The following is a 22,415-nucleotide window of genomic DNA, read 5'->3' as shown; positions in this document are numbered from 1 at the left end:
TCAGGGTTTTGAATGGATGTCAAAAAAAATTTTGGTATATGGTGCTGGAGCCATAGGCTGTGTAGTTGCTGCTAGATTAACGCTAGCAGGACACCAAGTCACTGTTTTAGCGCGAGGGGAAAAAGTCGAAACGCTAAAGCAAAAAGGGATTCATTTAAAAGATGTACTGGGTGAATTTCAAGTACATCCATCTCGAATTGTGGATACTGAAGAATGCATTGAAAAACAGGATTTTATATTTATAGCAACCAAGTTTAACGCTTTATACGAAATCTCAACTCAGCTGAAGCGTTATATGCATAACGCGACAGTCATCGTGCCGTTAATGAATGGCATACCCTTTTGGTATTTTTACGGTTTAGAGAATAACTCTGAACATTCAAGCATAAATTGTTTAGATCAACAGGGCGTTTTAAATGACCATTTTCCATTAGAACATTTAATTGGCGCTGTCGTATTTATTACAGCGCAAAGTGTCAATGGAAATGAGGTCAAATCAGACAATCCATATTTGTTGATCTTTGGTGAGCCGAGTCATCAAATGACTGAACGATTACATGCTCTTGTTGAATTGTTTGAAAATACAAGTATCGAAGCACGACCCGTAGAGAACATCCGAGATCAAATTTGGACCAAGGTTATGGCTAACTTGAGCTCCAATCCATTATCGGTTGTGGCTGATGCTCCGCTAAGTAAAATTTATTCTGATCACAATTTAACTCGAATTACGCAACAAATTTTATATGAAGTTCGAGCTGTTGCGGCTTGCTATGGCGCTCGTATCAATATCGACCCAAACACATTTTTAAAATTGGGTTCAGAGATGGGGGAAACATATACATCAATGTGGCATGACTACAAAAATCATCGCCCTTTAGAGTTAGCACCCATTGCAGAAGCTGTATTTGAATTGGCAGATGCTTATGAATGTCCGATGCCGACATCCAAACTTATATATGAATTAACGGTCTATTTAAGCGAACAAGCCAGAACAAGGAATAATGAAGATGAAAAATAATGTATTGAATGTGTCTGAAGCTGAATGGGCGCTCAGAGTTAAATTAGCGAATTGTTATCACCTTATTGATTATTTTGGTTGGACGGAAACAATTTTTAATCATGTCTCAGCGCGCTTACCAGGAGCTGAACACTATTATTTAGTAAATCCTTTCGGCTTGAACTATACGGAAATCACACCCGAAAATTTATTAAAAGTTGATTTAAACGGTAATAAAGTGATTCATTCTGAATATGATGCCAATCCTGCAGGATTTGCTTTACATAGTGCTGTTCATGGTGCTCGTGATGATATTCGATGTTTAATACATACACATACCACACCAATCAGTGCCATTGCACAAAAGAAAGATGGCTTTAAAAATGACAATTTTTATGGTGCGCAGTTATATGGTCGGGTAGGCTATCATGCCTTTGAAGGCATTACCCTATTCGAAGAAGAAAAACAAAGAATGATCAAAAGTTTAGGTGATCATCACATTCTGGTACTTAGAAATCATGGTGTAGCTGTGGGAGAGAGTACGATTGAAAAAGCTTTTTTCCTACTCTGGACAGTTCAACGAGCGGCAGAAATACAATGCCAAGCGGATTCAATGCGTGGTGACGATGTTGAATTAGATCATATCGTAAAACAGAAGTGTGCAGACTTAACTCAAATGTTAATTCAAGAAAGTGCTTTCGCAGATAAGTTTTTTAATGCGATGGTTCGAAAAATGCAGGAAAACAAACACTAGTTCAGGGATAAATTGCGATGAATACGATATTAAAAGAGAAAATCAGTCATAAGTCGGCATGGGTGGGCAAAGACCTAAAAAATCAGACAGATTGGATTTATTATTTAAGCGCAGAAATGCTTCATGAATTAAGCCAAAATTTGCAATTGATAGAACAACAAGATCTAGAAATTGATCAATTGAATAACACGCATTTAACGATTAATAATTCACAAGTTTTATCTGAATTTAAAAAATATGCCGATGAGCTTGAGAATGGATATGGTTTCTTTCTATTAAAAGGTTTGGATGTCTCTAAATTTAGTGAACGCCAATTGGCGATTATTTACTATTTAATAGGCATGTATATGGGTCAACCCGTTACCCAAAATCCTAAAGGCGATTTATTGGGTAAAGTAGAAAACGTTGGTGATCTTAACAACAAATCAACGCGAGTTTATGAAACAAACGCATATCTCCCTTACCACACTGACTTATCTGACGTAGTTGGATTGCTATCAATTAGAAAAGCAATGAGTGGAGGATTGAGTAGTCTCGTCAGTGCTGCCACAGTCTACAATAGAATTTTAGAAAATTATCCTGAATATCTAGGTTATTATTATCATCCGACTTATTGTGATCATCTTGGTGACTCAGAACCAACACTCACGCCTATATTTAGCTTTTATGACAATAAATTAAGTTGCCGATACTTAAGAGCATATATTGAACTAGGACATGAGCGAAAAGGAATACCTTTATCCAGAGTTCAAGTCGATGCGCTTGATATTTTCGATCAGTACATACAAGATCCTGATCTCAGACTAGATATGATGCTTGAACCGGGTGATATGCAGTTCTGTAATAACTATTGTGTAATGCATTCACGATCGTCATTTATAGATGATGAAGACATCTCAAAGCGAAGAAAATTATTAAGATTATGGTTAAAAATGCCTAATGCCCGATCTTTAGCCAAGGATTTCCCAGGTAGAAATGGTATTCAAAAAGTAAATCTTTCTTAAAAAATGCTCAATATTTGACTACAACCTGACTCGGACTTTTAAGTCCGAGTCTTTTTTTTGCGATTACTCAAAAGTTGTAACACTGAATCTGATTTAGAGATGAGTAAAAATAATAATTACGCACTCATCTGATTGATCACCTAAATAATATTCTTTTTTTGTTAACGCGCTATATGGTTCGGCATTATATCGTCTAACAATATTCACACTTTGAATGAGTTAAGTTAAATCAGCTTCTGGAAGTGAGTTTTCCTCATTCAGCAGTCCTGAACGCATTTTAGTAAATTTGAGAGTGATTTCTATTCAAGTTGTTGAGGTATTGGTGCCAATGGTGAAAGGATTGAAACTACGACGACCACGAATACAGAACAAAGCCAATGGCAAGGTAGCAACTTAGATTTAAACAACCTTCAGCTTAAATCAGAAGGTCAAGACATCAATATTCAAGGTAGTCGCGTGAATGCGGCAGGCACTACGACCTTCGATGGCAGCAAAGACCTGAATGTGACTGCAGGCGTCGAGCATAGTAAACAGGACAACAGCAGTAAAACCAATAGCCAAAGTGTGAGCTATACCTATGGCGGTGGCGGCAGTGCTTCCATAGGCAAGCAAACCAGCCAATCACAAAACGAAAGCCTCACCCACGTAAATAGTGAAGTTGTACTGAATCGTACTGAAGGTGCTATTGATAAATTGAATGTTCAAGGCGGTACGGTGAGCATTGCTGATCGAGGTAGCCTGCAAGTTAAGGAAATTCATGTAGAAAGCTTGCAGGATACAGCATCCAGCAGCAATAGCAGTAAAGGCGGATCAATCGGTGCGGGTTATGGTTCAAGTGGCTTAAGCAATGTTACAGCGGGATACAACCAAGGCAAAGGAAAGAGCGATAGTGCATGGGTGAATGACACCAGTAAGTTGCTGATAGGTAATGCACAAAACGATGCAGACTTGGATGCAATGGGTGTGAAAAATGTCACTAATATTGGTGGTGTGATTGCGAATGCGACAAAGAAAACTGATGGTTCATTAAGTGATCATGGTAAGTTAAATTACTCGGGCGAACTTGAGCTGAAAGATCTTGAGGACCACAACTATAACAGTAGCAGCGGCTTTAATGTCTCGACCAATATCGGTATTCCACAAGGTGGGACCAAAGAAGCATCTACTGCACCAAAAGGTTCAACGACCATTGGCCTCAACAGCAGTGGACAAGAAACAGAACAGCTGACCAAAGCGACAATGGGTCAAGGTACAGTTACAAATGCTACAGATACAACCAATAGATATATCAATAACACACAAGAAATCACCCGAGACCAAACTACAGGCATGCTTGATGGTTCTGTGACGGTTGATCATCGTTTACTGACAGAAAGTGGCCGTGCTGAAATCATTCAAGAGCAGAAAGATTTGCCTGATAATCTAAAATCAGCAGCTGAAGACATCTTAGTTTTAGGAGTGAATACGGCAGTTAAGCTGGGCACTGGATATGATGTACAAAAGTTTGTGAATGAAGTAAATGGAATAGCTTCAACCTTAGATATACAAGAACAAGCAATATTCAGAGATTTAATAGCAGCTCAAGTAGAAGATAATCGATCAACAAATTTAGAGAGTAATGCGGCACCAATTGTGGTTGGTGGAGCAGTTGCAGCATATTGTGCGAAAAATCCTGTGGGGTGCGCCAAGGTTATTGAAAAGACGGCAACGGCCCTAGCTGCAATAGGTATTACTATAGGCATGAGTGGAGAGGAAAAGAAAGAGACTCCACCAAAGGGTGTTCCATCGACATCTGGTAATTCGGCTACGGGGATGCCTCCTAATGGGGATGACGATGAAAAAATTAACATACGAGAGCCAAACCCAAGACATAATAGCCAATCAGTAAAACAGAATTCTACAACAAAAGGTAATAATACCGTTGTTACTCGATCAGTAAATATGAAAGAAGATACAAGAGTGATAAGTAATGGCGGTGCAAAAAATATAGGCAGAGATTCCAAAACTGGTGACTTGCTTCATAAATTACCTAATGGTCGAATTTATGCTCAGAAAAGCGATGGGCAATTATACCCTCATTCAGGGCCCGGTGTTCATGCATTAGATAGAGGAGCATATAATGCATTGGGAGTTTATAATAAATTTGGTAGGACAGAAAAAGCTGAAGCTATCTTAAAAAGTATGAATATTAATCCACAAGCTAGAAGTGCTGCATTAAAAGTTTTAAAGGAGAATGGAAAATGAGCGTTTATTTTGAAAAGAAAGTAAGTTTAGAGTTAATTAAATTATTTTTAATATATGTTTTTAATATTAAAGAAGATGAGGTAAAAATATTTGAGCAAAATTATTTTTTTGAAAATGGGTATTTAGAGGTCGATGATCATATTAAATGTCTTTGTACTTATAGATATTTAACTGGTGATGTAAATTTAATTATTGACCTATATAGAATTGAGGATCAAAGTCCAAAAATAATGATTGAAAGAGTAAAGAGTTTCTTTTTATGTAATAATTGGGATGGGTTTATTATTGTAGAAAATATTGATGATGATTATTTGAAAATTGGTAATAGTCTAATTCAATCAGTTCGTATTAATGATGATTTAATTGAGGATGATATAGTCTATTTTATTGATAAGTAAATTTTAATCAGAGGCTGTATCCCATCTGACAGCTTAAATCAGAAGGTCAAGACATCAATATTCAAGGTAGTCGCGTGAATGCGGCAGGCACTACGACCTTCGATGGCAGCAAAGACCTGAATGTGACTGCAGGCGTCGAGCATAGTAAACAGGACAACAGCAGTAAAACCAATAGCCAAAGTGTGAGCTATACCTATGGCGGTGGCGGCAGTGCTTCAATAGGCAAGCAAACCAGCCAATCACAAAACGAAAGCCTCACCCACGTAAATAGTGAAGTTGTACTGAATCGTACTGAAGGTGCTATTGATAAATTGAATATCCAAGGCGGTACGGTGAGCATTGCTGATCGAGGTAGCCTGCAAGTTAAGGAAATTCATGTAGAAAGTTTGCAGGATACTGCATCCAGCAGCAATAGCAGTAAAGGCGGATCAATCGGTGCGGGTTATGGTTCAAGTGGCTTAAGCAATGTTACAGCGGGATACAACCAAGGCAAAGGAAAGAGCGATAGTGCATGGGTGAATGGCACCAGTAAGCTGCTGATAGGTAATGCAAAAAACGATGCAGACTTGGATGCGATGGGTGTTAAGAACGTCACCAATATCGGTGGTGTAATTGCCAATGCAACGAAGAATAGTGATGGCACATTGACCGACCATGGCAAACTGAACTACTCCGGTGAGCTCGAACTCAAAGATATCGAAGACCACAACTATAACAGTAGCAGCGGTTTTAATGTATCAACGAGTATTGGTATTCCACAAAAAGGTACACCAGAAGCTTCTACTGCACCAAAAGGTTCAACGACCATTGGCGTCAACAGCAGTGGACAAGAAACAGAACAGCTGACCAAAGCGACGATGGGTCAAGGCACTGTAAAAAATGTGACCGATATGACCAATCGAGACATTAACAACACGCAAGAAATCACCCGGGACCAAACTACAGGCATGCTGGATGGTTCAGTGACGGTTGATCACCGTTTATTAACAGAAAGTGGCCGTGCTGAAATCGTTCAAGAGCAGAAAGATTTGCCGCAGAATGCTGAAATTATTGGAAAAATGACCGCAGCTGGTGTCACAAGCCTAGGGGTAGCAACTGCTGCATTGGCAAGTAAGGATCAAAATCTTAAGCAAGCGTATGACACAGTCATGAACCCTGCAAGAACATTTGACTTTATACAAAAAAATCCAGAAGCAGCGACTGTTATTGAACAATTCAAGAGTGGTGATTATGACGGTTTGTTAAAAACCAAAGGCAGTCTTCAATTATTAGCCCAAGCTCTTGGACAAGATATTGATGTTTTAACTACATCAATTACTTCATTCTTAGGGGTAAAAGGTGCATTTGATCATCAAACTAATACGGTTGTGCTCGATGTCAACCAAGACAATCGTTCTGGAGTTGTAGACACCTTTGGTCATGAAATAGCGCATGGTCAGGGCATTAAAAATGAAACATCAGCCGATTTAATTGGAAAAACAGTAGATTGGGCCTTTGATTCAGGAGTTAAAAATAACCAAAGTACAATTAATCAATATAAAAATCAGCTCGGTGATGGTAAAGATGAGGCTACACAGGCTCAGAATCAAGAAATCCTAAAGAAAGATAATCAAACATTTATAAATAATGTTGCTGATCATCCAGATGAGATAGATACTAAAACATCGTTAGTACAAGATTTAGATTTTGCCACAAGTATTCTGGGGTGTGCTGGAGGTAATTTAAAAGCCTCAGCAGCATGTGTTGGAGATAAATATAATAATTATAAAAAATTAGATAATGTTCAAACAGCGGCATATCAACTGGGTTATCAAAAAGCAATAGATCAAATGGTCGATAATGCTAAGAATTTACCTCAAAATACACTTGATGCTCTTATACTTTTAACAGAAGATCCAAAAGCCTTTGGATCAGCGATCATTGAGGGATTAAAAGAATTACCCGCAGAGTATAAAGACAAAGCTGAAAAGATAGCTAAAGCAAAGTTAACTGCAAAAACGCAAGCAGAGTTTGAGGCGGCAGGAAAAGCTGAACTTGAATTAAAAGTTGAGATCGGTGGACTGATTTTAGGAGGTGCGGGAACAACACTAAAAGTTAGTGCAAAAGCTATTGATGCTGTTAAGAAGATCAAACTTAAAGCTGATTTTGATCCGAATCTGAATGTCCAAACGAATGGGCCTAGTGCTGCTAAAAAATCTAAAATTAATACAATTGAAGTTAAAGTAGAGAATTCAAAGAGAGGGACAAAAGAATATGAAATTTTAAATAATCCTCCAGCAAATAGTCATGTGAAGCTAAATAATGGTGTCGAATTTAAGACTAATGCATATGGATATGTAGAAGAAATTGAATTTCAGCCTAGTTTAACTAAAAATTCACGTGATTCGAGGCAGACTGCCGTTGGTAAGAAAGGATTACCAGAGGATGTTGGGGGGCATATTCAGGCTTGTTCATTGGGTGGGACTTGCGATAACTTTAATTTATTCCCACAGAATAAAAACTTTAACAATTCTGCTTACAAAACGTGGGAAAATGAGATTCGTACTGGATTAAAAAATGGTAATAAAATAGGGAAAGTTACAGTAAAATTTGATAGATCAAATGCAGCAAATATTAGACCAAATTCTTTAGTTGTTGAGTATAATATTAATGGTGTAAATCTAAGGAAAACTTTTGAAAATAAAAGTTCAAAATGAGGTTTTAAATGAGTAGTCCATTGGAAAAACAAACGGAAATTTTGAATAATCTATTACAAATTATGCATAATAGTGTTAACTCGTATTATGAATACCTAGATTGTACTTTTGATTATTTTAAAGATGAGAATGATGGCTCTATTTCTATAGGTGAAAAGTTTTTTTTCAAAAAAAATGGCGAATTGAAATCAGTTTTTTTAAATTATGAAAACAAAGAAGTGCCAAATTTGGTTAAGGAGCTACATAGTCTTATGGAAGAGCAAACAGGCGGTAATTGGAAAGAATTCAAATTAACTTTAGATGAGAATGGTAAAGCGCATACAAAATTTATTTATGACTAAAATGTACTAGCTCAAACCCGATCTGACAGTTACCCATTTTTTTAGTGTGCCTGTCAGGTTAAATTTGAGCTAAATTCTTTTCAGCCCAAATCCGCTTCCCATCAAATAGCGTTTCTAGTGGTGTGCGACCACAGCACATTTTTCCCTGATGAGTTCGTTCAGTATTATAGAATTTTAGCCAAATGTCTAGATCAGCTTGTAATTCCTCTAATGTACTATACAACTTCTTTCGAAAAGTAATCTGATAAAACTCCTGCAGGATCGTCTTATGGAAACGCTCGCAGATCCCATTGGTTTGCGGGGGATTACTCACAAAATGGGACCAAAGAAGCCTCTACTGTACCAAAAGGTTCAACGACCATTAGCCTCAACAGCAGTGGTCAGGAAAGAGCCTGTAAATTATTTTGTGTAAGTTCGATTTTTTATAAATGATCTTTTAATCGATCATCGAACGTAATCGTAAATCAGTTCATCGCTAAATGATATGAGTAGCGCTGTTGTACAATATTGGCATTTGAATACTTTTTATGAGGTTCATTCTTCTTGTAATTCTATTACTGAATAAACCCTAAGTGGCCGACTTGGAACAGGAATGAGTGGTAGGGAACGAACAGGAATAGGTGGTAGGTTTATGCAGGAATATGCAGCAAATCTTTCTGTTGTTTAAATAGGTCCAGTTTCGCTCGTCACGAGTATCAATTCGGGTAGCTAATTTTTCTTCTTCAGACATTTGCATGAGTTTCACCAAGATCAGACATCCATCTACGCTCGAGACAATATGTTTAGAAAGGTGAGGATTTCGCATATACCATCCAGATGGATAGTGCTGATGATCATCTTCAGTAAAAGTCCCGTTTAACACTAGAACTTCTTCACCAAAGGGGTGTTGATGCTCTGGGAACTGAGAATTTGAAGGGAACTCAACTAAGCTGGTTGCTCTTGCTTGTTCTAGGCCAACACGATCGAACATCATTCGTTTAACTTCGCCTCTTGGGGATTGAACCCATTGATAATCCTCTGGAGTAATCATCACAGGTTGAGAGAAGTCAGCATTTAATCTCATGCTTTTAGCCTAAAAAAGTACATTAAAGTGATTAATTTTATCAAAAAAAGCGTGAATTTAAGATGAAAACCTTTGCTAGTTCGAGAGTGATTGGGCGTGGAGCAACTTTGACTTTGGTCAGTTAGTTCCTCTTTTCTCTTTCTCATAATTTAATCTAGGTCGACTTTATTTGAGAATCTAAGTCAATAAAAAAGCACTTTATAAGTGCTTAATTGCAACATAAGAATGAACTAGTTCGGGATATTTGATTGTTTTACGATACATGGATATTCAAACGTTCCAGCGGTAGTATCTTTCAATAAATTTGACCAAAGTTTATTTTTGGTATTAATCCAACCATAAATATCTTCATAGAACTCCGAGTTAAAATTAGCTTTTTCAATGTAAGATTTATTGAGTAGAAATTTAGTCATTAAGCACATTGAGTTAAGCTCTACAGGATTACGATCTTTTTCTAGACTGAAGTTATTTTTGGCTTCTTTTTCATACTTACGAAGCATAGTTGCTTTTAAAAGAGTAGATTCGAATAACTCCATTGTTAAATTATTTGGGGAGGTTTGATTAGCTAAAGCAAAAATATTTCCATCAATACGTAACATTGTAGGTAAAAAACTTGCTTGAATATCCACTTCTTGTTGAAGTGAAGGCGATGAATTACATCCAGTAGAAAACAATGCAGCAGTTAAAATAGTAACTATTAATAAATGTGAATTTTTAAGCATCAGGATAAATTCCTTGTTCAGCTAAAACCTTTAGCATTTTTGGATTATAATCTTGGTTGAAGAGTAATTTGTACATTGAGCGGTTGATTTTCTCACCACTATTTTTCATCTGTAAAACTGCCGCACAAGCCATTACAACACTAATATTAAGATCATCTAAAGTACCCTTGAGTCCAATCAGATCTTGAATAGCGAAAGTTGTTCCAAACCTAGTTTTAAACTCATGACTTTTAAATTCTGCAACGATTAATGCTGCTTCTTTCACAACACTTTTTTTAAATATTCCTGAAAGAGAACGTAAATTCTTGTGTGGTAGCTTATTGCAGATAATAGATTCTCATGTGGTGAACATCATGTTCTAATCCAAAACGAATTGCTAATGTGTATTCTAGCTTATTTGTATTTGCTACGTGTTTCCATATATGAGTAAGTATCACGGTTGAACTATTTAGTTGGTGATTAGACTTTAAAAAGAAAATGCTTGCCTGACAGAACATTTCAGTTTCATTAGGGTAGCCCTACCATGCATTAGCATTACTAAGAACTGATTCCGTGTTTGGACCTAATTTTTCAGTGCCTTAAAATTAATATGTGCAAGACTATTACTAACTATAATAGCTGAAACTATTGTTTTGCATTAATACAGTAATCGATTTCTAAATTTTTGGTTTCTAACCTTTCATTTAAATCTCATTTTTTAAAATAATTTGTCTGTTACATGTATTGTTGAAGTGTTCAATTGACTCTTTCCAATAATTTAATCTAGGTCGACTTTATTTGAGAATCTAAGTCAATAAAAAAAAGCCTCAATCTTTCGAATGAAGCTTTTAAAATTTTGGAGCGGGAAACGAGACTCGAACTCGCGACCCCAACCTTGGCAAGGTTGTGCTCTACCAACTGAGCTATTCCCGCAATATGGTGTGAATTATAGTGATTTTGCACACCCTGTCAACACTTCCAAAATTTAATTGATGAATTAATCAGCACGCCGCCATAAAGTTCCTTGACGCGTATCTTCAAGTACAATGCCTTGATCAAGAAGATTTTGGCGAATCTCATCTGCACGTGCAAAGTTTTTCTCTTTCTTGGCATCTTTGCGTTGTTGAATGAGATCTTCAATTTCATCATTACTCAAAGATAAGCTTTCTTGACCAATATCTGATTTTAGGAATTCATCAACATTATGTTGAACAAGACCTAAGATATTGGTCAGATGGCGCAAGGTGGCATAATATATGGCCGCCTGTTCAGCAATTTCGTCTTTTACGGCACGATTTAATTCTTTATTGATTTCAAAAAGTACGGCAATCGCTTCTGATGTGTTGAAATCATCCCGCATTGCTGCATTAAACTTTTCAACGAGTGCTTCATCGTATTGCGAATTAATTTCGGCACCATATATCTGTTGATATGCTTTAAATGAATGATAAAAACGACTTAATGTGTTTTTAGCTTCTTTAAGCGCAGTATCAGAAAAATTCACAGGGCTACGATAGTGTGATGAAACGATAAAGTAACGAATAACTTCAGGATGGAATTTTTCCATGACATCGCGAATCGTGAAAAAATTGCCTAAAGATTTAGACATTTTTTCACCATCGACATTGATAAAGCCTACGTGCATCCAATAGTTTACATATTGTTCGCCAGTTGCAGCTTCACTTTGTGCGATTTCATTTTCGTGATGGGGGAAGGTCAAGTCAGACCCACCACCATGAATATCAAAATGATTACCAAGGCAACATGTAGACATTGCTGAACATTCAATATGCCAACCTGGACGACCATTCCCCCAAGGAGATTTCCAAGAAGGTTCATTTTCTTTTGCATGCTTCCATAGCACAAAATCGAAAGGATGTTTCTTTTCAACTTCAACATCGACTCGTTCGGAAGCACCTGCTTGCATGTCTTCGAGTTTACGACCAGATAGACGCCCGTATTTTTTAAATTTTTCAACTTCGAAGTACACATCACCGTTTGACGCAGGATATGCAGTGCCATTATTGACCAAAGTACCAATCATATTTTGCATTTGATCGATATACTCTGTCGCACGAGGTGCTTCATCAGGTGCCAAGCATCCTAAATTAGCAGCATCTTCATTCATTGCCTGAATAAAGCGATCAGTGAGTGCTGTAATGCTTTCACCATTTTCATTTGCACGTGCAATGATTTTGTCATCAATGTCAGTAATATTGCGAATATATTTAACTTTCCAACCTTGGCTACGAAGAAAACGAATAATATAGTCAAATGCAACCATAACCCGAGCATGACCAATATGACAGTAGTCGTAAACTGTCATCCCACAGACATACATATCAATATGTCCTGCTTTGCGTGGTACAAACTCAACTTTTTTTCGTTGCTCTGAGTTATATAGAACAAATGGTTGCATAGGTCTTCAAAAAGCTAAAAAAATGGTGGTTCATCTTAACCTAAGGCTTATCTTTCACAAAGTTTTATGCGTAAAAAATCTATGCAAATGAAATTTATACATTTAAGAAAAAGATACTTGCATGCTTATGTTAATATATGAAGAATAATTTAATGATTGAAATTGTGGCTGAATCCAGCCTCAAGGTGCCCAGATTTGAATTCTGAAAATACTACATATCCAATTGATTTTCAAAAGGTTGCAAAAGAAACCTTAGAGATTGAGCGTCAAGCTTTATCGGTACTATCCAGTCAGATTGATGATCGTTTTTCCCAAGCATGTCAAATTATCCTACAGTGTCAAGGTCGTTTAGTGGTCACTGGTATGGGGAAATCTGGTCATATCGGTCGAAAAATGGCTGCAACATTTGCATCAACAGGAACTCCGTCTTTCTTTATGCATCCAGGTGAAGCTGGTCATGGTGATCTCGGGATGTTAGTGCGTGGAGATGTGCTGATCGCGATTTCAAACTCTGGTAAAAGTGATGAAATCATGATGTTAATGCCACTCATCAAACATTTGGGTGTGCCATTGATAACAATTTCAGGTGATGACCGTGGACCAATGCCACAGAACGCTGATGTTGCGCTTACACTTGGTCATATTCAAGAGGCATGCCCATTAGGTTTGGCACCAACTTCAAGCACGACAGCGACTTTAGCTTTAGGTGATGCTTTGGCTGTTGCTTTACTTGAAGCGCGTGGATTTACTGCAAATGATTTTGCCATGTCGCATCCAGCTGGTGCACTCGGTAAGCGATTACTGTTGCATGTTAAACATCTGATGCACGTGGGTGACTCTCTACCAAAAGTTTCACCAGATACACCAATGAATAAAGTTTTATACGAAATATCAAACAAACGTCTCGGATTAACCACAATTGTGGATGAAAATGATGTTCTGTTAGGTATATTTACGGATGGTGACTTGCGACGTCTCATTGATAAGCAACAAGGTTTTGATGTTAATCTTGCTGTATCAAAGGTTATGATTGAAAATCCTCTAACCATTTCACAAGAAGCAAGAGCGGTTGAAGCGCTAGAGCAAATGAATGCTAAAAAAATCAATCAATTTGTAGTAGTCAATGATGCCAAACAAGTGATTGGTGTGATTAGCATGCACGATTTAATTCAAGCTGGGGTAAATTAATTCATGGCATCTTATGTATTGTTAGAACAAGCACGACATATCGAAGCGTTGGTTTTGGATGTGGATGGTATTCTAAGTGATGGTTTTGTAACGTTGACGAACTCAGGTGATGAAATTAAGTCATTTGATATTCGTGATGGACTTGGGATGAAACTTGTTCAGCAAGCTGGAATTAAAGTTGTCATTATTACCGGTCGCCAAAGCAATATTGTGGCAAAGCGTATGAATGATCTAGGTGTAGACTTAGTTTATCAGGGGCGTGAAGACAAAGGGACTGCCTTACAGCAAGCTTGTACGCAACTGGGTTTAAAACCAGAAGATTGCTTGTATATGGGGGATGATTGGCCAGATTTATCAGCTTTTGCGATTGCGGGAATGAAAGTAACAGTGCCAAATGGTCATGTTGAAGTTCGTCGTCGTGCAGACCTTGTAACCCAAGCTTATGGTGGTCGTGGCGCTGTGCGTGAAATTTGTGACATGTTATTGTTGTCAAAAGGGGTTTACCATGAACTTCTTGAAAAATATTTGGCTGTAACGCATTAATATGCAGTTGATATGAACGCTGAATATAGTTGATGATTTATGGATACTAAAGTTTTATACATTACTGCTGTTATTGTTGCTGCTATAAGTGGTGGCTATTATTATTACAGCGGTAAAGGGAAAAAATTAGAGGGTTCATCCGCTCAATCGATGACATATTCAGCAAAGAATATTAATCTTTTGCAAACTGATGAAAAAGGCATGCTTTATGTTAAGGCTACAGTGGATGAGCTGAACCAAGATATGAAACAGAAAACATCAAGCTTGCAGAATTTAAATGCCAGCATGTTTACTGATAATGTAGAAGACGCTACGTTTTATGCTAAACAAGCGCATGGTTACAATGACAATGAGAAGATTGTGTTATCTGGAGATGTTGTTGCAACCAAGCAAGGAGAAATGGGCAAAATGGTTTTTCGAACCGATGCGCTTACAGGATATCCAAAAACAAGAAAGCTTGAAACATCTGAGCAAGTTACTGTACAAACACCAAAAGCAGATTTTGTCAGCCAAGGCTTAGAAGCAGATTTGAATGAAGGTCAGTACGATTTTAAAAATATTCGAGGAAAGTATGCACCAAACTAAACCTTCTTATTTATCAGGTTCGAAAATGCTTAAAGCAATAGCAATGGTGGCACTCAGTTCTATTTCTGTTATGGCATTTGCATTGCCCAGTGATCGTAATCAACCTATCATGCTTTTAGCTGATCGTGCGACCTATAATGACAAAACAGGTATAACGACCTATATTGGGAATGTTTCTGTTGAACAAGGTACTTTCAAGTTAAATGCAGCCTCTATAGTTGCTAATCTCAATGCCAATCGCCAAATTAGCTCAGTAAATGCGTCAGGTTCTCCTGCAAAGTTCCAACAGCAATTAGAGTCTAAACGTGGCATTGCACGTGGTGAAGCCTCTAAAATTGTATATAACGCTGATACAGGCATTATTACTTTGTCGGGTAATGCATATTTGTATCAAGATGGCGCAAGTATTCGTGGGAATACTTTGCGTTATAGTATGAATAAGGGTGATATCGAAGTTGTAGGCGGTGGCAGTAGTGAAACGGGTAGTTCAAAAGGTCGCGTACAAATTATAATTCCTCCTTCTGCTTCAAAATCATTCTCTGGAGTACGTGATTAATGAGTGTCGATGAATCACCAATCCAAACATTAAAAATTAAACATCTTGCCAAAGTTTATAGTAAACGCTGGGTGGTGAAAGATGTTTCATTTAGCATGCAGAGTGGTCAAATTGTTGGTTTGCTTGGACCGAACGGGGCCGGAAAAACGACAAGCTTTTACATGGTAGTCGGACTGGTTCGAATGGATAAAGGTGAAATTCACTTAGATAATCTTGATCTTTCGGACCTTGCAATGCATGAGCGTGCTCGTCATGGAATTGGTTATTTGCCACAAGAGGCTTCAATTTTTCGTAAATTGAGTATTTCAGATAATATTATGGCGATTCTTGAAACGCGGAAGGATCTTAATAAGCAACAACGTAAAGAGAGACTTCAAGAGTTATTAGAAGACTTTAAAATTACACATATTAAAGATTCTTTGGGGATGAGTGTGTCAGGGGGGGAACGTCGCCGTGCTGAAATCGCTCGAGCATTAGCCGCCGATCCTAAGTTTATGCTCCTTGATGAGCCTTTTGCTGGGGTAGATCCAATTTCTGTAGGTGATATCAAAGATATCATTCGCAATTTAAAAGAACGAGGAATAGGTGTGCTTATTACAGATCATAACGTTCGCGAAACGCTCGCGATTTGTGAGCATGCTTATATAGTTAGTGAAGGATCCGTCATTGCAGAAGGGACCCCAGATCAAGTACTTATGGATGAAACTGTCCGTAAAGTTTATTTAGGTGATGATTTCACAGTTTAAAAAAATAGTGTGATATCTATAAAATAATGTTGTTTTATAGATATTTAGACTGTAAATTAACTCAAACAAATCGTAAGTTTACAATTGACGCAGAAATAATATAAAAATCATTGTAGAATACGATTGATTTTATGTGACGTAGTTCACACTTTTTAATAGAGATTACAAGTGGCTAAACATCAATTAAGTCAGAAGGATATGGGGTATATCACGCTGTTTGCGATCAGTTTATGTGCGACACAAGTACATGCTGAAGATGCAATCGCTCCTCTAGCAATTGACGATACCCAACGTGCACTATCAGCAGAATTACAAAAACCCAAAATCAATTTTAGTTTGGAAAAAAAGACTGTTGAAGATATACCTGAACAGCTTGAAAAGCCACGTTTTAAATTATTCCAATCGAAATCCAAAATCTCGAAAGAGCAAGTGAAAGAACAGGTTCTTGTTCCTAAAGTTATTGAACAAGTTCCTGATTTAGACGACATAGTCGAAAATGAAATTGCTAAAGTTAACACTATACCTTTATCTAATTCGCAGTCTCAGAATGAGTCGAAGGAAAAGACTCAAAAGAAATCTTTCTTTGCATTTGTTAAGCGTGAAAAAGCGGCATCTGAACCAAAAGTATTGCTGCCAAAGGTAAAGCAGGATATTGAAGAGGCTTCAGCTCCAAATGTTCTAAAACCTACTATTTCATCTACTGTACAACCCGCTACTAAAGACACTCGTCAGGTTTTAAAACCGCTTAAACCAAAGATCCAAAATCAACTAACAGAATCTTTAATTGACGCGCAACACGCAAAATTACTAGAAAATGAAACATCGGTTTCAGAAGACAAAACAGAAAAACCAAAAAGTAAACTCTTTACATTTATTGGGAATATAGGCAAAGATAAAACTAAGTTGGATGAGGGTCATCACCAAGCTACTGGCAATGTTTCAAATACAAAAGTTTTGACACCTACTTTACAAAAATCGGTGAGTGAATCTTCATTGAAAGTGTCTAGTACACCAAAACCGAAGATTGTTAATGATCAACAAATCAACAGCCAAAACAACTTGCTACAAGCTCCACCTTCAACTGTAGCGAAAGTTGAACATCGTCAAAGTCTTGTATCTAAAGCCAAAGCTTTTTGGCCTTTTAAATCAGGTTCTCATAATAAGTTAGAAACACAGAATGTAATTGAGCGTCCAAACTTGATCGTTCAGCAACCGACTAGTGCTTTGGCTGTAAATAAACCTACAATTGTTTATTCAAAACCAATAGAGCAGAAAGCGAAAATATCTGAACAATCGCAGTCGATTAAGCCAGTTGTAAATATTAAGCCTAAAGCTGATCAAGTCGTCTCTGAACAAAAATACAATACGGTGAATGCTGAACCTCAAGCAAAGAAAAAATTCAGTTTAACTGCATTAAAATCAAATATGGATCAGTTTTTTAAACCTAAAGCTGATGATGACTTTAGACAAGTTAAGTTAAATGAACTGAGTGATTTTAGCTTTGATCCTAAACAGGTCGAACAATTGCCTGTGATAACGACACAAGCTTCGCCTAGTGCTCCAGTATCTTTGATGCCACTTGTGAATGGTACGGCTGATAAACAAACGTTAAGCTTATACGATGCGATTAAGATTGCAGTAGCTAGACATCCTGAAGTGACACAAAGTGTTTCTTCACTCGCATCACAAAATGCATTTATTGATGTTGCTAAAGCCGGTTATTACCCACAGTTGAGTGCAGGTGTTTCAACTGGAGATATGACTTCAGGAGAAAGAGGGCGTCAATTATTTAATGTCAATGCGACACAACTACTTTTTGACTTTGGTAAACAAAAATCACTAGTTAGTACAGAAGAAGCCAAGTTGCAGTTTAGCCAAGCTCAAGTTCTTGTCACAATTGACCAAATTGCTCTTGAAGTGGCTTCTGCCATCGTGAATATTAAGCGATATGAAGAAATTACACGTATTGCACGTGAGCAAATTGCTGGTATATCACGAATCCGAGAAATTGCTAATTTACGTGCAGAGGCAGGTATCAGCAGTCAGGCCGATCCAATCCAAGCGCAATCATATTATGAATCTGCACAATCAAATTTAATTCTGCAAGAAACACAGCTCAATGTATTTAAACAACGTCTTAGAACTTTGATGGGAACAGATATATCAAAATATAACTGGGAGATACCTGAGAGTTTAATTAAGGCTTCAGATATTTATTCAGAGCCAAAGTTTAACGAAATTCCGAAAATGATGGCTGCCAAAGCTGAAGTTGATGTTGCAGAATTGGAAAAAAAACAAACTCAATTGAGTCGTTATCCTACGTTAAATGTTAAAGGTACATTGAGTCAAGCAGTCAACGGACGTAATCCGAATAACAATCAAGACGATGGAACAGATAGTTCTATTATGCTTGAAGCAAATAGTACTTTCTTCCAAGGTGGTGCAATTAGTTCACGCAGTCGTGCGGCATCGTTTGCAGAAGAAGCTGCTAAAGCAAAAGTAAATGCAGTTTATTTAGAAACAATTGATGAAATTCGTCGTGCTCAAGAACAAGTTGAAAATAAACAGCGACAAATGAAAGTATTAATTGATCAACAAGCGACATCAGTCAGAACAAAAGAGTTATATCAAGAACAATATAAACTTGGCACTCGTACAGCTGTTGATCTTTTAAATGCTGAACAAGCGATTCACCGTTCAAATTCAGATATTGAAACGGCACGTTATGATATTTATGAAAACTTAGTTCAATATATTGCCGCTTCTGGTAAGAGCCGCGATGTATATCAACTTAATAATTTGACCATTCAAGGGGTAGAATTGAAACCATGAATACAAGAATAAATTATCAACCATGGTTACAAGGTGTCCTGACGGTTGCACGTCATTATCGAATTGAAACCTCTGCTGAACGTATTCGCTTAGAACTAAACTGGAATCAGAACCAGTCAGTCGATGACATCTTGGCAATTATGACACGCCAAGTAGGTTTGCATGTCCGTAAAGTGGATTTTAGCCCCGATATTTTAAATCCGTGGCGTTTACCGGTATTGGTCGGATTTAAAGATGGGCAAGTTGGGGTCATTGATCGTGCAGATGCACAAGGTAACGCAAGTGTTCAACTGAGCGGTGATGAAGGGTTAGCACAGACATTTTCAGTAGATACATTGTTAGATGTCATCGACTCAGTCTATATTTTAAGACCAGAAACCTCAGTACCTGATGCGCGTATTGACGAATACATTAAACCGTACGAAAAAAATTGGTTTTGGGAAATTGTATTACGCGATTGGAAACGCTATATCGATATTATGTTTGCATCATTGCTTGCAAACGTATTAGCACTCGCGACAATCGTATTCTCGATGAATGTGTATGACCGCGTTATTCCAGCACAATCTATTCCAACCTTGTGGGTACTGGCAGGTGGTGTATTACTTGCTGCAATCTTTGAATTCGCATTGAAATACTCACGATTAATTCTTTCAGATATGATTGGTAAGCGTGCGGATTTAAGAGTCTCAGATCGGGTCTTTGGTCATGCTTTACGTATTAAAAATAGTGAACGATCTAAATCCACGGGAACGTTTATTTCACAAATTCGTGAATTAGAAGGTGTGCGTGAGCTTGTAACATCTACAACAATTACCGCCTTTGCTGATTTACCATTCTTCTTCCTGTTTCTTGGTATTTTTTGGCTTATTGGTGGCAATCTTTTCTGGGTAATTTTGGTGGTTGTACCGCTGATGATTATTCCAGGGCTTTTGGCGCAAAAAAAATTAGCGCAATTGGCTAAAGAGGGTATGCGTGAGTCATCAATACGAAATGCGATTCTCGTTGAAGCTGTTCAAGGTATTGAAGATATTAAACTGCTACGTGCAGAGTCTCGCTTTCAAAATCAGTGGAATCACATGAATGATGTTTCAGCTTCTATCAGCATGAAACAACGTAAAATTGTAGGCGTATTGAATCTTTGGACACAAAAATTACAGGGATTGACCTTTGCAATTGTAGTATTGGTGGGTTGTTTTGCGGTAATGGATGGAGAAATGACCACCGGTGCGTTGGTGGCATGTTCGATTCTATCATCACGTATGTTAGCGCCAATTGCACAGGTTACAGGTGTTCTTGGTCGTTATCAGCAAGCTAAAACAGCGAAAGAAAGTCTTGATGAATTAATGAGTAAACAGGTTGACCATCCTGAGCGTTCACAATTGATTCAGCGATCAGTACTTGATGGTCATTATGAATTAAATGGTGTGGTCTTTAAATACGGCGAAGAAGATCCTAAACCAAGTGTCGTTATTCCTAAACTTGAAATTAAACCAGGTGAAAAAATTGCGATTCTTGGGCGTAACGGTGCAGGTAAATCGACCATTCTTCAATTACTTTCAGGTATGCAAACTGCAGTTCAAGGTAAGGTTCAATTAGATAATATTGATATTACCTTGTTAGATCCATCGGACGTTCGTCGTGACGTAGGTTTGTTGAATCAAAATGCGCACCTATTCTTTGGTACAGTCAGAGAAAATTTAACGTTAGGTGCACCCTTAGCTACCGATGATGATTTATTAAAAGCACTTGCTGTAACCGGTGCACTTAACTTCATTCAAGAAAAGAAAGAAGGATTGGATCATATTATTTTAGAAGGTGGTGTCGGCTTCTCAGGTGGACAACGTCAGGCACTTTTATTGTCAAGACTCCTCATTTGTCAGCCAAATATTCTGTTGTTAGATGAACCTACAGCTGCGATTGATGATGTATCTGAAAAACAATTAATTGATCATATGAAGAACTGGCTTGGACATCGCACATTGGTTGTGGCAACCCACCGCCGTGCAGTATTAGAGTTAGTGGATCGTATTATTGTGGTGAATGATGGTCGTATCGTTATGGATGGCCCACGTGATCAAATTTTAAATAATTCTGGCCAGCAACAAGCAAATTCAGGGGCTAAATCATGAGCGAAGAATTAAAACAACAACGTTCATTAAAAGTGTCTCAGTTAGAGCCACCATTACCGAAGGTCAGTATTACGATTTGGATTATTGGTCTGGGTTTGCTTGCACTCATTATTTGGGCAGCTATTTTCAAACTTGAAGAAGTTTCTAATGGTACAGGTAAAGTGGTTCCAACTTCTAAGGAACAAGTGATTCAATCTTTAGAGGGCGGGATTCTAACCAAACTTGAAGTTAAAGAAGGTGATATTGTTGAAAAAGGGCAAACCCTTGCTCAACTTGATCCGACACGATTTGCTTCAAATGTGGGTGAATCAGAATCGTTACTACTGTCATCGCAAGCAACAGCTGCGCGTTTACGTGCGGAAGTGAATGGTGGTCCACTGGTATTTCCAGAATCAGTTCAAAAAATTCCAAAATTGGTTGCTGAGGAAACTCAGCTTTATCGTTCTAGACGTGCCAATATGGAAGAATCCATTGCTGGCTTAACGCAAGCACTTACGTTAGTTCAGCAAGAATTGAGAATGACAGAACCGCTTGTTGCCAAAGGTGCTGCGAGTGAAGTTGAAGTTTTACGTTTAAAACGTCAAGCAAATGAATTGACCAACCAAATTAACGATATTCGTAACCAGTACTATGTTCAGGCACGTGAAGAATTATCTAAGGCGAGCACGGATGTCGAAACTCAACAACAAGTGATCAAAGGTAAATCGGATAGTCTGAATCGTACAATCTTTAAAGCACCAGTCCGCGGTGTAGTGAAAGAAATTGATGTGATGACTTTGGGTGGAGTTATTCCTCAGAATGGTAAGTTGATGACCATTGTTCCATTGGATGAACAACTTTTAATTGAGGCGCGAATTTCACCGCGTGATATTGCATTTATTCATCCTGGACAGGAAGCTTTAGTTAAAATCACTGCGTACGATTATTCAATTTACGGTGGCTTAAAAGGAGAGGTAACAGTCATTTCTCCTGATACGCTACGTGATGAAGTTAAACAAGATCAGTTTTATTATCGTGTGTATATTCGTACTGATTCAGACAAACTTTATAACAAAGCTGGGCAAGCTTTCCCAATCACGCCGGGTATGGTATCAACGGTTGATATTAAGACAGGTCAAAAAACGATTCTTGAATACCTGTTGAAACCATTCAATAAGGCGAAGGAAGCGTTACGCGAACGATAATCTTTATTTTTTCAGTCTGTTTAAAACCCAAT

At 37.7% G+C, this 22,415-nt stretch carries 16 protein-coding genes, 1 tRNA gene and 4 pseudogenes; 15 read left to right on the top strand and 6 right to left on the bottom strand.

Annotation, left to right across the window (positions count from 1 at the left end):
• The first annotated feature begins 16 nt into the window (after window positions 1-16).
• From AC1M9P_RS11540 to AC1M9P_RS11510, 7 genes and pseudogenes are all read left to right on the top strand, one after another.
• Window positions 17-1,018: a ketopantoate reductase family protein gene (locus tag AC1M9P_RS11540; protein ID WP_481587678.1), complete on the top strand. Its 1,002-nt coding sequence runs from the start codon at window positions 17-19 to the stop codon at window positions 1,016-1,018.
• The gene (locus AC1M9P_RS11535; protein ID WP_228143120.1) at window positions 1,008-1,751 is read left to right on the top strand and encodes a class II aldolase/adducin family protein; all 744 of its coding nucleotides are present in this window, start codon (window positions 1,008-1,010) and stop codon (window positions 1,749-1,751) included. Before AC1M9P_RS11540 ends, AC1M9P_RS11535 begins: the two co-directional genes overlap by 11 nt.
• Window positions 1,752-1,768: 17 nt before the next feature.
• Window positions 1,769-2,755 carry a TauD/TfdA family dioxygenase gene (locus AC1M9P_RS11530; protein ID WP_481587677.1) on the top strand — a complete coding sequence of 329 codons (987 nt, stop codon included), beginning with the start codon at window positions 1,769-1,771 and terminating at the stop codon, window positions 2,753-2,755.
• 318 nt (window positions 2,756-3,073) lie between these two features.
• A pseudogene (locus AC1M9P_RS11525) lies at window positions 3,074-4,204 on the top strand (hemagglutinin repeat-containing protein); the annotation flags it as partial.
• A 791-nt stretch (window positions 4,205-4,995) separates the two neighbouring features.
• A complete protein-coding gene (locus AC1M9P_RS11520; RefSeq protein ID WP_253116122.1) occupies window positions 4,996-5,397 on the top strand; it encodes a hypothetical protein in 402 nt (133 codons plus the stop codon).
• A gap of 32 nt (window positions 5,398-5,429) precedes the next feature.
• A pseudogene (locus AC1M9P_RS11515) lies at window positions 5,430-8,093 on the top strand (hemagglutinin repeat-containing protein); the annotation flags it as partial.
• An 8-nt stretch (window positions 8,094-8,101) separates the two neighbouring features.
• A complete protein-coding gene (locus AC1M9P_RS11510; RefSeq protein ID WP_368779696.1) occupies window positions 8,102-8,434 on the top strand; it encodes a hypothetical protein in 333 nt (110 codons plus the stop codon).
• A gap of 58 nt (window positions 8,435-8,492) precedes the next feature.
• Here AC1M9P_RS11510 and AC1M9P_RS11505 read toward each other — a convergent pair.
• From AC1M9P_RS11505 to cysS, 6 genes and pseudogenes are all read right to left on the bottom strand, one after another.
• Window positions 8,493-8,735 (bottom strand): annotated as a pseudogene (locus tag AC1M9P_RS11505) (integrase core domain-containing protein); the annotation flags it as partial.
• Between the two features lie 336 nt (window positions 8,736-9,071).
• A pseudogene (locus AC1M9P_RS11500) lies at window positions 9,072-9,497 on the bottom strand (cupin domain-containing protein); the annotation flags it as partial.
• 230 nt (window positions 9,498-9,727) lie between these two features.
• Entirely contained in the window at window positions 9,728-10,219 is a 492-nt protein-coding gene (locus AC1M9P_RS11495) for a hypothetical protein (protein ID WP_481587676.1), read from the bottom strand.
• The gene (locus tag AC1M9P_RS11490; protein ID WP_481587675.1) at window positions 10,212-10,484 is read right to left on the bottom strand and encodes a hypothetical protein; all 273 of its coding nucleotides are present in this window, start codon (window positions 10,482-10,484) and stop codon (window positions 10,212-10,214) included. Before AC1M9P_RS11490 ends, AC1M9P_RS11495 begins: the two co-directional genes overlap by 8 nt.
• Window positions 10,485-11,055: 571 nt before the next feature.
• Window positions 11,056-11,131: transfer RNA gene (locus AC1M9P_RS11485), tRNA-Gly, on the bottom strand.
• A gap of 64 nt (window positions 11,132-11,195) precedes the next feature.
• Window positions 11,196-12,617: a cysteine--tRNA ligase gene (gene cysS, locus AC1M9P_RS11480; protein ID WP_481587674.1), complete on the bottom strand. Its 1,422-nt coding sequence runs from the start codon at window positions 12,615-12,617 to the stop codon at window positions 11,196-11,198.
• 195 nt (window positions 12,618-12,812) lie between these two features.
• On the opposite strand from cysS, the gene AC1M9P_RS11475 reads away from it, so the two are divergent.
• The 8 genes from AC1M9P_RS11475 to AC1M9P_RS11440 all read left to right on the top strand — a co-directional run bounded on the left by AC1M9P_RS11475 (window position 12,813) and on the right by AC1M9P_RS11440 (window position 22,383).
• Window positions 12,813-13,805: a KpsF/GutQ family sugar-phosphate isomerase gene (locus AC1M9P_RS11475; RefSeq protein WP_481587673.1), complete on the top strand. Its 993-nt coding sequence runs from the start codon at window positions 12,813-12,815 to the stop codon at window positions 13,803-13,805.
• Between the two features lie 3 nt (window positions 13,806-13,808).
• Entirely contained in the window at window positions 13,809-14,348 is a 540-nt protein-coding gene (locus AC1M9P_RS11470) for a KdsC family phosphatase (RefSeq protein ID WP_481587672.1), read from the top strand.
• Between the two features lie 39 nt (window positions 14,349-14,387).
• Window positions 14,388-14,933: an LPS export ABC transporter periplasmic protein LptC gene (lptC, locus tag AC1M9P_RS11465; protein ID WP_481587671.1), complete on the top strand. Its 546-nt coding sequence runs from the start codon at window positions 14,388-14,390 to the stop codon at window positions 14,931-14,933.
• A 25-nt stretch (window positions 14,934-14,958) separates the two neighbouring features.
• Window positions 14,959-15,489, top strand: a complete 531-nt coding sequence (gene lptA, locus AC1M9P_RS11460) for a lipopolysaccharide transport periplasmic protein LptA (RefSeq protein ID WP_481587694.1) — start codon at window positions 14,959-14,961, stop codon at window positions 15,487-15,489.
• A complete protein-coding gene (lptB, locus tag AC1M9P_RS11455; RefSeq protein ID WP_481587670.1) occupies window positions 15,489-16,235 on the top strand; it encodes an LPS export ABC transporter ATP-binding protein in 747 nt (248 codons plus the stop codon). Before lptA ends, lptB begins: the two co-directional genes overlap by 1 nt.
• A 1,425-nt stretch (window positions 16,236-17,660) precedes the next feature.
• A complete protein-coding gene (locus AC1M9P_RS11450; protein WP_481587693.1) occupies window positions 17,661-19,067 on the top strand; it encodes a TolC family outer membrane protein in 1,407 nt (468 codons plus the stop codon).
• Window positions 19,064-21,199 (top strand): type I secretion system permease/ATPase, encoded by a 2,136-nt coding sequence (locus AC1M9P_RS11445; protein WP_481587669.1) that lies wholly within the window; start codon window positions 19,064-19,066, stop codon window positions 21,197-21,199. The genes AC1M9P_RS11450 and AC1M9P_RS11445 overlap by 4 nt, the downstream gene beginning before the upstream one ends.
• Window positions 21,196-22,383, top strand: coding sequence for an HlyD family type I secretion periplasmic adaptor subunit (locus AC1M9P_RS11440; RefSeq protein ID WP_035266373.1), 1,188 nt, complete (start codon window positions 21,196-21,198; stop codon window positions 22,381-22,383). Before AC1M9P_RS11445 ends, AC1M9P_RS11440 begins: the two co-directional genes overlap by 4 nt.
• Window positions 22,384-22,415 lie beyond the last annotated feature (32 nt).

Source organism: Acinetobacter sp. 25-47-122 (assembly GCF_056779695.1).
The sequence above is the reverse complement of the archived record's forward strand: the minus strand, read 5'-3'. Positions and strand labels throughout refer to the sequence as shown.